The organism is Rhizobium sp. NFR12, assembly GCF_900108545.1.
Taxonomy (GTDB): Bacteria; Pseudomonadota; Alphaproteobacteria; order Rhizobiales; family Rhizobiaceae; genus Neorhizobium; species Neorhizobium soli.
The window spans coordinates 33691-48462 of the sequence record NZ_FNWM01000002.1; the positions used below are offsets into that span (position 1 = coordinate 33691).

Annotated in this window: 7 protein-coding genes; 2 read left to right on the forward strand and 5 right to left on the reverse strand. The window is 59.7% G+C overall.

Annotation, left to right across the window (positions count from 1 at the left end):
• The first annotated feature begins 162 nt into the window (after positions 1-162).
• Both BLW69_RS07520 and BLW69_RS07525 read left to right on the forward strand, forming a co-directional pair.
• On the forward strand, positions 163-879 hold the full coding sequence (locus BLW69_RS07520; RefSeq protein WP_082471832.1) for a transcriptional regulator VisN: 717 nt from the start codon (positions 163-165) through the stop codon (positions 877-879).
• Positions 880-896: 17 nt separating this feature from the next.
• On the forward strand, positions 897-1643 hold the full coding sequence (locus BLW69_RS07525; RefSeq protein WP_062453829.1) for a transcriptional regulator VisR: 747 nt from the start codon (positions 897-899) through the stop codon (positions 1641-1643).
• A 5-nt stretch (positions 1644-1648) separates the two neighbouring features.
• Here BLW69_RS07525 and BLW69_RS07530 read toward each other — a convergent pair whose 3' ends face one another.
• From BLW69_RS07530 to BLW69_RS07550, 5 genes are all read right to left on the reverse strand, one after another.
• Positions 1649-3847: a DUF1217 domain-containing protein gene (locus BLW69_RS07530; RefSeq protein WP_092661168.1), complete on the reverse strand. Its 2199-nt coding sequence runs from the start codon at positions 3845-3847 to the stop codon at positions 1649-1651.
• Positions 3848-3977: 130 nt separating this feature from the next.
• Positions 3978-4433 carry a hypothetical protein gene (locus BLW69_RS07535; protein ID WP_062453827.1) on the reverse strand — a complete coding sequence of 152 codons (456 nt, stop codon included), beginning with the start codon at positions 4431-4433 and terminating at the stop codon, positions 3978-3980.
• Positions 4434-4437: 4 nt separating this feature from the next.
• Positions 4438-5520, reverse strand: coding sequence for a flagellar biosynthesis protein FlhB (gene flhB, locus BLW69_RS07540; protein WP_062453826.1), 1083 nt, complete (start codon positions 5518-5520; stop codon positions 4438-4440).
• Between the two features lie 154 nt (positions 5521-5674).
• The gene (locus BLW69_RS07545; protein ID WP_092661170.1) at positions 5675-12511 is read right to left on the reverse strand and encodes a beta strand repeat-containing protein; all 6837 of its coding nucleotides are present in this window, start codon (positions 12509-12511) and stop codon (positions 5675-5677) included.
• A 107-nt stretch (positions 12512-12618) separates the two neighbouring features.
• Positions 12619-14670 carry an O-linked N-acetylglucosamine transferase, SPINDLY family protein gene (locus BLW69_RS07550; RefSeq protein ID WP_092662402.1) on the reverse strand — a complete coding sequence of 684 codons (2052 nt, stop codon included), beginning with the start codon at positions 14668-14670 and terminating at the stop codon, positions 12619-12621.
• Between the last annotated feature and the right edge of the window lie 102 nt (positions 14671-14772).

Here is a 14772-nt window from a genome sequence, read left to right on the forward strand (position 1 = left end):
TGAAGTCTGATTCGGAATGGACCGGTCACGCCAGGGTATCGGCAACCGGAACTGCCTTAATTCTGGAAGCGGATGCCATACGTCGTTTGAACATACCGGTGTCGCCCTTCGGGGAGAGGAGCCGGTGGGGAGCAGATAACGGTGGAGTTGCCTGAAGCAGAGATGACGATCGACCAGCGCGCGTATCACGATGGACCTGGGTCGAAAATTATCTCCCGTGAACAACTGGTAAGACGGCTTTCGATCTTGTCGAGATCGAACAACGTTCAGGCTATCATGCGGCTGCTCGCAGACTACGTTGGCGCTTCGCATTTTCTTCTCGCCCGCTACGACCTCGTCCAGGAACACGGTCTCGATTTCATCGTAACCTCCAACTGGCCATTCGATCTCGTCCGACGGCTCGGGGCGGATCTGGCGAGTGGTTATGCGCGTTCGACGGAACTCGAAAAGTGTCTGTCGCTGCTGACCCCGAGCTTCGCGCTCCTGCCCGATGACATCACGCCGCCGGACGACATCAGCCGCCAATACTGTTCGCTGACATTCTGCGTCGGCAAAACCCGTTTCTCTCTGATGCTGCTTTTCCTGGAAGGCATCATCCTGTCACAGGAAAGACTTCGCGAAGTCGGACTGTTTGCATCCTATGGCGCAAGCTTTGCCGAGGCGCGCGATGCCAAGGCCGAGCGCGACTTCGAACTGACGGAACGCGAGCTGGAATGCCTGTTCTGGATCGCCGAGGGCAAGACCAGCGATGAGATAGCAGTGATCCTCGGGATCTCCCGCAATACGATCAACAACTACATCACCAGCGTGATGCGTAAGACGGCAACCAAAACGCGGTCGGAAGCGATCGCTTATGCCGTACGCAACAATCTGGTTTAGGAAGGCTTGGGGCAACAATGGGCTTTTCCCGCGGTGGAACGTCAGATGGACCGGGCAGCATCCAGTATCTGCGTCTTCAGCGTGCCTCCAGTCGTTCGGACATATTTCCCAAACTCGTCGCCATGCAGAGGAACCTCAAGGCGCGGCATTTCGCTGTGTTTCGTGTTACCGGCGCCGGGCTTCCCAACAAGCGCAAGCTGGTCTGCGAGCTGGACAACTGGGGCGCCGGAAGCGGGGAGCATCAGGGCGTACTCGTGAGCTCCTACGGCGATATGTTTCTCGATCATATCGAAATGTCGATCCTGCCGATCGTGTGGACCGGCACGGAAAAAGGGGCCTATAGCGAGGCCGGCGATTTTTCCTCGCTCGTGCGCAAGATCGACGACCGGATCATGCCATCGTCAGGAATTGCATTCCCGGTGCGGTTGGGTGCTCTCGGGAATGGCTACGTCACGTTTTTGTCGGGCTCGCTGGAGCTGGGCAGCAATCTGATCATCGACCAGCACGTTAGAAGTTGTCAGGTCATGATGGACCTTCTAGCACTCGATGAGCGTCGAAGCGTGCCGGCCGAATCCTTGAGCGAACGGGAAGTGGCGTGTCTTCAACTGGCCGGCGACGGTCGTATCAGCGAAGAGATCGCCGAGAAGCTTGGCCTCTCCGTTCACACTGTCAACGCCTATCTCGGCTCCGCGACGATCAAGCTCAATTCCGTGAACCGCATCCAGGCGATCGCCAAGGCGATCCGCCTCGGCTACATCCACTGAAGTCTCTATTTCGATGAAAGCTGGGCGACGGCAAGCAGCGTATCGGAGCTGATGCGTGTCGTGCCGGTGGTTGTGAGCAGCGTCAGCGCCGGCGATGTCGTCGAACTGTTCTCGGAATCGTAGAGCGCCGTGTATTGCTTGATCAACTTGGTCACGTAGTCCGGATCCTGAAGCTTCGAGATGTCGACGTATTTCTCGATCATGCTCGCCTGCTGATCCGTATCCATGTTGGATATGTAGTCGGACATGCTGAACGTCGTCTTGAAGAACTCGAACAACGCCGTGTCGCCAAGGATCGTATAGGCGCTCGTAACGTCCGCCGCCTTGCGCTCGAAATACAGCGCCAGCCGCACGCCCTCGTTGGATTCCCCCTCCTGCTCTTCAAGCGTCTGTTGCTTGTAGTTATTGACGGTCGCCAGCACGTCGCCGCGCTGCTGGATCGTGCCCACGGGCTGCGCAGAAAGGTTGCCTTCGCTATCGAAGTTGAACGATGCGACGATCTCAGCAAACACGCCGTTGGCAAGACTGTTCACATAGCTTTTGGGATTGTCGAGATCGGACGAGAACATGTTCTTCAGCTCGTCCTTGGTGACCGATTTGGGATCGATCCCCTTCGATTCGAGCACGAAGGACACCAGGCGGTCGTCGGCAATAAGCTCGGCGGCCGTGGTGATCGTCTGCATCTGGGTATTGTAGTAGTCGATCTCCTTGTCGGCAGCTTCCTCCGCCTTCTCGCGAGCGCTGCCCTTGAGAAGTTTGAGCTGTTCCGTCTTGTAGTCTGTCGCGAAATTGCTGATGACGCTGGCTGACTGGACGAGGAGAGGCGTGTCGATATCGCCTTCCGCGTCGAAGTTGAACGCCTTGACCAGATTGACGTACCGGTCGTCTTTCAGCTGGTTGACATAGCTCTTCGGGTCGTTCGGATCACTTGCCAGAATATCCTTGAGCCGGCTCTTGCTGACATCGGCCGGATCGATCCCGTAGGCGCGCAGCGCGACGTCCCAGATCTCCGTCACATCGTCATTGGTATCGTCGTCGTCGTCTTTATTCGAACTTAGAAAGTCATCGACGCTTTTCACCTCGGCGATGCGCGTCTGATAGTTGGTGACCGCATTGGTGACCGCATCTTCCTGGTTGGCCTTGAAGGCCGTCTGGTAGGAGGTGCTGGTAGACGCCAGCTGGGTCTGGTTCTGAGCGGTCTCGCCAGCGGCGATCGAACCGTCGCTCTGGAAATTGAACATCGCCTTGACGCCCGTATAGCCGAGCGTCGCTGCAGCCGAATCGCTGGTCAGCAGCGACCGGATCGTGGAGGTGAACTGCACTTTGACGCTGAAGGCCGTGGTCAGATACTCGACCATCCGGGGGTCGTCGACCAACTCGTCGACACTGGTCATCGAGGCAATATTGGTTTCCCAATAGGTCTGGTTGGCGGCCGCGAGCGTATCGGATGGGAACGTCGATTTGTTGTAGACGTAATCGAGCCTCAGCGATTCGATCTGGCCGCTCGTCTGGGCGCTGTCGCCGTCTGCGACCGTGCCGTCAGCCTGGAAGTTGAACGCTTCGGCTAGCGCCACGAACTTGTCGCTGCCGGTCTGGTTGGCAAAGCTGTTCGGGTCTTCGAGATCGCTGGTCAACACCTGCTTCAGATAGCTGGTGGACGTGTACTTGGCATCGAGCCCGAATGAGTCGAGCACATATGTCTTCAGCCGGCTGTTCGACAGGAGGTCGTCGACATCGGTGATATTAGCGATGGCCTTGCTGTAATAGTCGACCTCGGACTGGATATCCTTTTCTTCCTGATCGAAGGAATCCTGATACGCCTTGACGAGATTATCTTCCTGAACCGAAGTCTGCGCCTCGGCGGTCTTCGTGCCGAAGTTGAAAGCTGCCGCCATGGTCGCATAGCGCTTGTCGGTCAGCGAATTGGCAAAGCTTGCAGTATCGCTGAGATCGCTCTCCAGGACCTTCTTCATGAAGGCCTTTCCGTACGTCATTTCCTCAAGGCCATAGGCCTTCATCGCATAGGAATACAGTCGATAGTCATCGACGAATTCGTCGGCTGTCGTCACCTTGTCGATATTGGCTTCGTAATATTCGGTATCGCGAGCGACCGTGCCCTGGTTGGCGACGCGGTCAAGCGACGACTTCATGTCGCGGTTGACGATCAGATAGCTCGTATAGGTCGACAGCGTCGTCGAAGTCATGGTCTTCACCCTTAAAGATCGGGCTTCATTCCCGGGCATCGCCGCTTGATTCGGCAGTCAAATGCCGAATCAAGCATATGTACCAGAGACCCGGTTAAGCGGAGCTTTACGATCCGCGGTACGACGCCTTTTAGTTCGCCGTGGCGGCCATGCCGGCCAAACCGCGCATGGACGGTACGAAGGCTGCGTCCTGAAGACTGCGCTCGAGAAACCGGGTGTTCTCGTCAGGATTGGCCGAGGGCGAAAGGAAGCTGATGTAGTTGATTTCGACGCTCGCCTTTTCGGCCTGAAGCGTCAGCTGAGCATGGATCGTCACGCCACGCGGCTTGATCTCCAGGTCCAGCGTGACCGATGGGTGCGTATCCCAGTCGAGATGATAGTCGCCACCGACGCCGAAATTCACGGTGCCGGGATGGAAATACAGCTCGGCCGCCGAAGAGACGAGGTCCGAGATATTGGCATGATACTCAAGCCGCAAAAGCGAAATGAGATCGGCCGCATCGATGAGCCGTAATTCGGATGCAAGCGGGCCGATGGCCTTTGCGAGAATTTCTTCACGTACGGCGGAATAGGAGCATTTTTTCATTCTGTCAGCGCATCCGTTTGTTCTGACGACGTCCCGCATAGATCCGATGGATCAGTTCAGCGACCGCCTTATAAAAAACCGATGGGATGACGCTATCAACCGAGACTTGCGCAAACATGGAACGGGCGAGCGGTGGGTCTTCAAAAATCGGTATTCCGTGCTCCTGAGCAATTTCGCGGATTCGCATCGCAATCAGGTCCTGGCCCTTGGCAACCACGACCGGAGCTTCCGATTCCTGCGCGACATACCGCAATGCGATCGCATAATGGGTCGGGTTGGTGATGATCAGTGTGGCGCGCGGAACGCTGTTGATCATGCGCCGCCGGGCGCGATCACGGGCAATCGAACGCTGCCGGGCCTTGACGAAAGGGTCGCCCTGCGACTGCTTCATCTCGTCCTTGATTTCCTGCTTGGTCATCCGAAGCTCGGTAAACCAGTGGAACCGCGTCCAGGCGATATCCAGTGCAGCAACCAGAAACGTGCAGGCCAGAACGACGATGATCATCTTCTTGATGATTCGCGCCAGAATCGGAAAAAGCGTCTGCGGGTCGGAAAAGATCGAATCGAGCAGTTTGAAATACTCGTTGCGCAGCGACAGGTACATGATGATGCCGGCGGCGACGATCTTGATCAGCGATTTGCCGAAATGGACCATGCCCTGCATCGAGAAAAGCCGCTTGAACCCGGACATCGGCGAGATCCGGTTCCACTGCGGCCTGATTCGTTCGAGAATGAACGACGGCATGTGCTGGCCGGCCGACGCCAGTAACCCGAAGCCCATGAAAAGGACGGCTGCCGGAAGCATGAAATAGGCGCTCTGAAGCAGCACATAGGCGCAGAGCGACACCAGGTCCGCGCTCGAATCGATGCGCCACTGTTCGGGGCGTTCGACCAGATCTTTAAGAACCTCAGCCAGATGAGCGGTATTTTGCGGCAGGAAGAAGATCAGGTAGATGTAGAAGGCAAGCGTCGAGGCGAAGATCGCCACCTCGGACGAGATCGCGATGTTGCCCTTGTCCATCGCGTCCTGGATTTTTTTACCAGTCGGGTCTTCGGTTTTGCTGTCTTTATCCTGATCGTCGGACAAGAGCCAACTCCTGCTTCATCGGCAGCAAGCTTAGCAGAAGCACGGCGCGGTGGCATCTGTCCGCCCGTGCCGCGCCGCAAGGTTTACCGGTTTCTCACAGATGCTTTGAACCCAACGGCCGTCGAGCGGTTCACCGCGACGCGGTGAACCTTACTTATGCGACATAGCGGGCAATCACGGCGGAGATCTGGTCCGGGCTCAACGATCCCATCTGCGTATCGATCAACGCCGCAAGCTGGTCGCTCGTCAGATGCGAGATGTCTGCCGTCGATATGCCGGAGATCCCCGAGGCACTGATGAGCGAGATGTCTTCGGCCGAGAATGTCGCAAGGCCCGCATCCGTCAGTGCGGAAATCTGTGCCGACGTCATCGCGTTGACCTGCAGCGGTGTGAGGGCCTCTGCCTGTGCCGTGGTGAGCGACGCGATGACCAGCGTGCTCAAGCTTGAGATCGCACCGGTGCTGAAGGCGGCAATCTCCTCGGTGGTGAAGCCGAGAATGTCGTCGGCGCCGATGCCCGATGCCTGAAGCGCGCCCAGCGCCCCGACCTGATCGACCGACAATGCGGCGAGCTGATCGGTGTTCATGGCGACAATCTGGTTGTAGCCGAGGCCGGCCACCTGGCTGGTCGTCAGCGCGCCGATCTGGATCGTGGAAAGACCTGCGATGATGCTGACCGGCAGTCCCTTGATCGAAGTCGGGTTGAGAACGGCCAGCTCTTCGAGTGTGAACGTGCCGAAATCGTCTGCCGAAATCCCCCCAAGTCCGTTGGCGCTGAGGCCCGCAAGCTGTTCGGTCGAAAGCGCGTCGATCTGCTGCGAACTCATGGCGTCGATCTGCAGGCTTGTCAGGCCGCCGACGCTGCCGGCACTCAAGGATGCAATCTGATCGTTAGAAAGCGCGGCAATAAAGCCGGTCGAAAGGCCCTTGATTGCGGATGAGCTGATCGCTGCCAGATCCGCCGTCGAGAAGGTTTCAAAATCTTCCGACGAGAGCCCCATCAGCGCGCCGGAACTCAGCGCCGCAATCTGGCTTGTCGTAAACGCGTCGATCTGCTCGGTATTGAGAGCCGCGATCTGAAAACTGCCGAGACCAGAAATGCCGCCGGCACCGATCGCTGCGATCTGTTCGACCGAAAGTGCTGCGATATAGTCTGTGCCGAGCGAGGCCATCTGCTTGGAGGTCAGGGCGCCGACCTGGTCGGTCGTCAGCGCTTCCAGGTGATCGACGCTGATGGCGTTGATCTGGCTGGTGGAGAGACCCGAGATCGCAGCCGGGCTCAAGGCCGCGATCTGCTCCGTCGTGAAGGCGCCGATCGTTGCCGTCGAAAGTCCGCCGACGCTGGCCGAGCTGATGGCCGCAAGCTGCTGGCTCGAGAGAACGGCGAGATCGCCGGTGTCGAGCGCTGCAATCTGCTTGGACGTGAAGACCGCGATCTGCGTGGTCGTCAAAGCTTCGATCTGCATCGAACTCAGGACGGCGATCTGCGCCGTCGAAAGTCCTGCAATGCCGCCGGTACCGAGCACGGAGATCTGCTCGACCGAAAACGCCGACAGCATTGCTGTGGAAAGGCCAGGCATCGCCTTCGAACTGATCGCGGCAATGTCACTGGTCGAGAACGCTTCGATATCGTCCTGGCCAAGCGCGGCAAGCTGTGTGGATGTGAGCATGCCCACCTGATCGGAGGTGAATGCCTCCACCTGATCGACCGTCAAGGCGGCAATCTGGGTCGCCGAGAGGCCTGATATCGCGCCTGTGTTAAGCGCCGCGATGTCGTTCGGCGACAGCATCGCCAGATCGTCCGTGCCGAGCACCGCAAGCTGGCGGGACGTCATCACCGAGAACTGTGCAGTCGTCAGGGCTTCCACCTGCAACACGCTCAGGGCATTGATCTGGGCGGTCGACAGGCCTGCAATGCCGTCGGCGCTCAAGGCCGCGATACGGTCGGTCGAAAGTGCCGCAATCATCGACGTCGACAGGCCGGGAACGGCCTTGAACGTGATGGCGGCGATGTCTGCAGTCGAGAATGTCTCGATGTCGTCAAGTCCGAAGGCTGCGATCTGGCCTGAGCTCAAGGTGGCGATCTGGCTGGATGTCAGTGCCTCCGACTGGCTCGTGCTGAGCGCTGCGATCTGGACCGTCGAGAAAGCGGCGATCACCGACGGGTTGAGCGCCGAAATGTGATCGGCCGAGATGGCAAGAATGTCGTCGGTGCCGAGCGCTGCCACCTGCCTCGATGTCAGGGCCGAAAGCTGGCCGGTGGTGAGTGCGCCGACTTGATCGGTGCTCAGGGCATTGATCTGGGCCGTCGTCAGCCCGGCAATGCCGCCGGTGCCGAGTGCAGAGATCTGATCGGCGGAGAAGCTGGCAATCGTCGCTGTCGAGATCCCCTGCATGGCCGACGAACTGATCGCCGAAAGATCGCCGGTGCTGAATGTCGCCAGATCGTCCGTGCCAAGCGATGCGATCTGCGTCGAACTCAGCATGGCAACCTGAACGGACGTTAGAGCTTCGACCTGATCGCTGCTCATGCTGCTCATCTGGGCCGTTGTCAGCCCCGCGATGGCGGCCGTGTTGAGCGATTCGATCTGATCGTGGGAGAAGGCAGCGATCCCGGATGTGCCGAGCGCCGAAATCTGCCGCGAGGTCAGGTTCTTGATCTGGCTCGTGGTCAGCGCAGACAGCTGATCCGTGCTCATCGCCCCGACCTGAGCCGTCGTCAGGCCGGCGATATTGGCGGTGCCTAGCGCTTCGATCTGGTCTGCCGAAAAGCCCGCGATGGTCGCGGTCGACAGACCCTGCATCGCAGCCGAGCTGATCGCGGCAATATCAGCTTCCGAGAAGGTCGAAAGATCGTCGGCGCCAAGCGCTGCAATCTGCGATGAACTGAAGGCGCCAACCTGGGTCGCAGTGAAGGCCTCGACCTGAGCGGTGCTAAGGACGCTGATCTGTGCGCTCGAAAGCCCCGTAACGCCGCTCGAACTCAGAGCGGCGATCTGGCCGGCCGAAAGGGCCGCGACATCTTCCGTATCCAGCGCTGCGATCTGCTTGGAGTTGAGAACCGCAATCTGGGACGATGAGAGCGATCCGATCTGGTCGCTTGTCAGAGACTGGATCTGCTTCGTCGACAGCCCGGACAGTCCGGCTGCACTCAGCGCTGCGACCTGATCGGTGGTCAGTGCTGCGATCACGGCGGTCGAAAGCCCGACGATGAGGTCGGAGCCGATCGCTGCAATATCCTGCGTCGAGAATTTGCCGATATCGGCAGTGTCGAGCGCCGTCGCCTGCCGGGAATTGAGGGCCGCGACCTGCTTGCTTGTCAGCGCCTCGATCTGCGCCGAGTCCATGGCGTCGATCTGCCTGGTGCTGAGACCGGCTATGCCGGCTGTGCTGAGCGAATCGACCTGGTCGACCGACAGTGCCGCGATCATGTCGGTGGAGAGGCCGGCAATGGCGTCCGAGCCGATCGCGGCGATATCTGCGGTGGAGAATGTGGCGATATCGTCGGTGCCGAGCGCCCCAAGCTGCTTGGAGCTGAGCGCGCCGACCTGCGAGGCCGTCATGGCTTCGACCTGCGCCGTGCTCAACGCACTCAGCTGGCCGGTCGAAAGCCCGGCGACACCCGCCGCGCTAAGCGCCGCGATCTGGGAGGTCGTCAGCACGGTCACGTCGCTGGCGCCGAGAGCACCGACCTGCGCCGAGGTCAGTGTCGCGAGCTGCTTCGTGGTGAGGACCGAAACCTGGTCGGATGTCAGCGCATCCACCTGTTTCGTCGTCAGTCCGGAAATGCCGTTCGTGCTGAGCGCCGCGATGGCTGCGGTCGAAAGAGCAGCGATCACCGATGTTGAAAGCCCGGCAACCGCGCTGGAGCTGATCACGCCGAGGTTCTTGGCGGAAAACGCCTCGATATTGTTGGAGATGATCGCCACGATCTGCGACGAGCTCAGAACCGCAGCCTGGCGGGTGGACAGCGCTGCGATCTGATCCGAGGAGAGCGCGGCAATCTGGCTCGTGGTCAGGCCGACAACACCGGTGGAACTGAGTGCGTTCACCTGGCTCGAGGAAAGAGCGGCAATATCTGTAGTCTCAAGAACAGAGACCTGCAGCGAGGTCAGCGCCGACACCTGCTTCGTGGAAAGGATCGCGATCTGACCAGCGCTCAGGGCATCGACCTGCCGTGTCGTCATGCCGGAGATACCGGCTGTGCTGATCGCCACGATCTTCTCGCTCGACAGGCTGGCGATCGTTGACGTGGACAGACCCGAAATTGCGCCCGAACCGATCGCCGAAATCTCCTTGGTCGAGAATGTCGCGATGTCGTCGGTCCCGAGTGCAGCAAGCTGCGAGGATGTGAGTGCACCGATCTGATTGGAATTCAGCGCTTCGGCCTGATCGACCGACAGAACGGCGAGCTGTCTGGTGCTGAGACCCCCAACGCCGGAGGCGCTTAGGGCTGCGACCTGCATGGAAGATAGCCGTGCGATGTCGGCGGTATCAAGCGCTGCGACCTGCGTCGATGTCAGGGCCGCCATCTGCTTGGAGCCGAGCACCGTGATCTGTGCGGATGTGAGAGCCTCGACCTGATCGACGCCAAGCGCTGCCACTGCGGAGGCGCTCAGTGCGGCGACCTGCGCCGTGGAGAGAACCGCAATGTCGCTCGCGCCGAGCGCTGCGATCTGTGTCGGTTTCAGGGCGGCGATCTGCTGAGTGCTCAATGCTCCGATCTGTGATGTTGCAAAAGCTGCGATCTGGCCTGTACCAAGTGCCGCCAGGGCACCTGTCCCAAGCGCTGCGATCTGGCTTGCGGAGAGCGACGAGATCGCATCCTCCGACAGCCCGCCAACCGCGCTCGATCCGATTGCTGCAATATCGAGCGTTGAGAAGGTGGCGATGTGATCATCGTCGAACGCCGAGAGCTGTTTCGACGACAGGGCGCCGACCTGTGCCGACGTCAGGCTTTCGGCCTGCCGGGTCGACATTGCACCGATCTGGTCCGCGACCAAGCCCTTGATGGCACCTGTTGACAGTGCTGCCACCTGGTTCGTCGACAGTGTCGCGATACCGTCTTCCGTCAGCGCAGAAACCTGCTTGGAAGACAGGACCTTCACCTGAGCCGCCGAAAGCGTAGCCACCTGATCCGTCGACAGTGCCGCAATCTGCTGCGTGCCGAGGTTGGCAATCGCGCTCGTCCCGAGAGCGGCGATCTGCGCTGTCGTGAGTGCCGCAATGATATCGGTGCTGAGGCCGCCGATGCTCTTGTTGGTGAGCGTCGCGATTTCTGCGGCCGTAAACGTCGCGATTGCCTCGGGGGAAAGCGCTGAAAGCTGTTTCGAGGTCAGTGCCGCGATCTGCAGGGTGGATAGGATATCCGCCTGCTCGGCCGAAAGGCTGGCGATCTGGGTTGTCGAAAGCTTGGCGATCGCACCCGTGCCGAGAGCCGCGACCTGGCTGATGGAAAGTCCTGCGATCGCATCCGAACTGAGGCCGCCGATACCCTTGCTGCTGATCGCGGCGATTTCGGCGGTGGTAAAGGTCGCGACTGCCTCCGGCGACAGTGCGGCAAGCTGCTTCGAGCTCAGCGCCTTGATCTGGACCGAAGACAAGGCCTCGGCCTGTTCGACCGAAAGGGCGGCAATCTGGTCCGTGCCGAGGTTGGAAATGGCGGACGTGCTGAGCGAAGCGATCTGTCCGGTTGTCAGCGCGGCAATGTTCTCGACGGTCAGCCCCGCAATGCCACGATTGCTGATGGCAGCGATATCGTCGGTCGAGAAGGTGGCGATTGCCGAATCGCTGAAGGCTGCGATCTGCGACGAGGTCAGGGCCTTTACCTGGACCGAGGAGAGCGCTTCCGCTTGATCTTCGGAAAGTGCTGCAATCTGCACCGTCGAAAGCTTGGCAACGGTCGCGGTTCCGAGTGCTGCAATCTGCTGCGTGGAAAATTCGGCTATGGTGCCCGTGCTGATGGCGGTGATCTGCGTTGCGCTGAGCGCTGCGATCTGCGCTGTCGCCATGGCAGTGAACTGATCGACCGAGAGCGCTGCCACCTGCGTTGCCGAAAGCTTCGCAACCGTCCCCACGGTCAGGGCGGCGATCTGCTGTTCGGACAGGGCTGAGATCACGTCGGTTGTCAGACCGGAGACCGCCTTGCTGCTGATCGATGCAATGTCCGCCGTCGAAAACGTTTCGATCGCTTCTGCGCTCAGAACCGCGAGCTGGATCGAGGTCAGCGCTTTTACCTGGACCGAGGATAGCGCTTCGGCCTGGTCGATGGACAGAGCAGCAATCTGATCGGTGTTGAGACCGACGATCGCCCTCGTGTTGAGCGCCGCAACCTGATCCGTCGATAGCGCCGCGATATCGTTGCTGGTCAATGCGCCCATTTGCGACCCGCCGAGAGCGGCGATCTGGATTGTCTTCAGCGCGGCAAGTTGATCGGCGGAAAAGGCATCGATCTGGCTCGTGGCCAGATTGGAAATCGCCGCTGTGTTGAGCGCTGCGACCTGTTCTTCCGACAGTGCGGCGATCAGCGTCGATGTTAGGCCGCGCACACCTTTCGCGCTGATCGCAGCCATGTCGGCGGTCGAAAATGTTGCGATCTCGTCCGGTGTAAGGGCCGCGATTTGTTCCGAGGTGAGGGCACCGACCTGGACGGAGGTCAGAGCCTCGGCCTGATCGTCCGAAAGGCTGCTGATCTGTGCGGTCGACAGTGAGGAAACCTGTCTCGTGCTCAGGCTGGCGATTTCGTTCCCGTTGAGAATGGACAACTGGTCCAGCGTCAGGCCGATGATCGCATTTTGCGAAATGGCATTGAGCTGCACCGTGTTCATCACGTCGACGTCTTCGACATCAAGGGCCGCAATCTGCGAGGACGACATCGCAGCGATCTGCTTGGTCGAAAGCGATGCGACATCTTCCGTGGTCCACGCAGCAACGCTTGCCGTTGAGAGGGACCTGACCTGAGAGGCACTCAGGGAGGAAATGGTCGAGGTCATACGCTATGATCCTTGATGCGGCACTTGATTTTAAAAATGGATTTTGAGCGTTTGATACTGCCGAAAACCCGGACGCTCTCGATCGAGAACAGCCGGGTCAGGACAGTTCAGCCCTTGTTTTGTTTCCAGAAACGGTCGTCGTAGGGAATCGGCGCATATTCGTTCTGATATGCCAGCTTGGATGTGTAGCGCTTCCGGTAGGCATCGGCAGTTTCGAACTCGATCCCCTCGAGAACGAGCTCCGCGCCGACTTCGTAATAGATGTCGAGATTGCGAAGATCAGGCACCGGCGTCTCGCCACGCTCGGCCTCGCCCTGCATCTGCCAGTAGAGTTCTTCCAGCCGACGCGCGAGGCCGGGCATGTCCCGAAGCGCGCTCGTATCGCGCTTGTCCCAGAGCGACGTTCTGATCGCGCGCAGGCTCTCGCGGTCATGCGCAAAGCCGATGGCGCGCGCGACATACTCCTCCGGTGTGGCGCAGATCATCTCCGGAATGCCGGCGGCGGCAACAATGCTGCCGCAGAACCGCGAGGCAAAGCCGTTGCCGGACACAGTGAGGATCGGAAGACCCATGGTGATGGCGTCCGATGCCGTCGAATGCGCGCCGTAGGGGAATGTATCGAGGAAGAGATCGGCACAGGCGATGCGGGCAAGGTGATTGGCGTTCGGCGCTTTCGGCGCGAAGATCAGCCGTTCTGCCGCGATGCCTTGCTTTTCTGCCAACTGGCGCAGCCGCACATTGGCATCCTCGTCACCCGCGAGCAGCCAGAGGACGCTGCCGGGCGTTGCCGACAGGATCTTCATCCAGCGATTGAAGCAGTTCGACGTGATCTTCTGCATGCCATTGAAGCAGGCATAGACGAAGGCGCCGTCCGGCAGTCCGGCATCGATGCGGCTCGGCGTCGGGGCGATTACGCGCTTGCGGTCGATCGGCTGGTTGCAGGCGATCCGCAGCACTTTCTCGGTGTAGAAGATCTCGTTTTCCGGCGGCACGATGTGACCGTCGGCAATCATGTACTGGTGGAACGGGCTGCCGATCGATCCCGGATAGCCGCAGAAATTGACGATGACCGGTGCCGGACGGTAGGCGAAGATTTTCGCACGGGCCATTTTCGTATAGCCGTTGACGTCGATCAGGATATCGATCTCGTCGGCGCGGATCGTCTTCGCTGCTTCCGCATCGCCAAGTGCCGCAATATCGCGCCACTGGTCGGCGACCGCCTTGATGCGGTCCTGCGTGGCATCGTTGGTGCGGGCCTCGCCGCAATAGTAGGCGTAGATCTCGACGTTGTCCTTGTCGTGCAACTCGAGCACTTCGCGCAATGCAAAACCGACGGCATGGTCGCGAAGGTCTGATGACAGGTAACCGATGCGCAGGCGCTGTCCGGTTCCGGTCTTTTTCTTGGCCGCCTTGCGCGGGAAGGCGCTGAGGTCGAACGGCCCGCCGATGAGCTGCTTGCTGTAGCGATAGGCCTTGGCCAGCTGGAACATCGGATCGTCGGAATAGCACGACAGCGTCAGCGGCGACATGGCGTCGAGAAGCTGGCGCGGCGTCACATGCGGCGATGTCGTGGTCAGAACCGGCCATTTGCACTGGCGCTGGCGAATCGAACTCCAGTGCTGGCCGGCCTCCGTCTTGTTTGGCTGCAGTTCGATCGCCTGCCACAGGATGGATTCCGCATCATCCAGCCGACCTGCGTTTTCGAGCACGCGGCCGGTATGCTGCATGGCCATCAGGCGGTTGTTGATGCGGTCAGGAATGACTTCGTCGGTCAGATCGATATAGGTACGCCATTTCTGGAGTGCCTGATTGATGAGGCCGGAATCTTCGAGCGTACGTCCCAGATTGATATGGGCCGGGCCGAAAAGCGGATCGAGCCTGTTGGCCGCCTGCAAGGCGAGAATGGCGCCGGCATTGTCGCCCTGCTGCCGCAGCGTCACGGAATAGTTGAAATAGGCGACATGCAAAAGCGGGTGGGTTTCGTTGAAGGCGGTCCACACCTTGTAGACTTCGACGGCGCGCGCCTGCTGGCCGCTGGAATTGAGCGCTTCGGCAACCTGAAACAGATCGCCAAGCGAGAGTTGCTGGTTCTGCGCCTTCTCCAGAATGTTGTCGAAGGGCGAAGCCTGAGCAGTTGCAGGTGCGATATTGGCGTTCATGACCATCCCGTTCCAAGGCAGCGGTGCTGACGATTGACGCACTCCACGCGTCTTATCCTCGTGATTATCGGGGTTAGCTTGCGTCGGGCTTGTTATTGCGGT

What these genes read in the sequence shown, in the direction of transcription:
- BLW69_RS07520 (WP_082471832.1), top strand. Translation starts at nt 163, where the DNA reads ATGACGATCGACCAGCGCGCGTATCACGATGGACCTGGGTCGAAAATT.
- BLW69_RS07525 (WP_062453829.1), top strand. Translation starts at nt 897, where the DNA reads ATGGGCTTTTCCCGCGGTGGAACGTCAGATGGACCGGGCAGCATCCAG.
- BLW69_RS07530 (WP_092661168.1), bottom strand. Translation starts at nt 3,847, where the DNA reads ATGACTTCGACGACGCTGTCGACCTATACGAGCTATCTGATCGTCAAC.
- BLW69_RS07535 (WP_062453827.1), bottom strand. Translation starts at nt 4,433, where the DNA reads ATGAAAAAATGCTCCTATTCCGCCGTACGTGAAGAAATTCTCGCAAAG.
- BLW69_RS07545 (WP_092661170.1), bottom strand. Translation starts at nt 12,511, where the DNA reads ATGACCTCGACCATTTCCTCCCTGAGTGCCTCTCAGGTCAGGTCCCTC.
- BLW69_RS07550 (WP_092662402.1), bottom strand. Translation starts at nt 14,670, where the DNA reads ATGAACGCCAATATCGCACCTGCAACTGCTCAGGCTTCGCCCTTCGAC.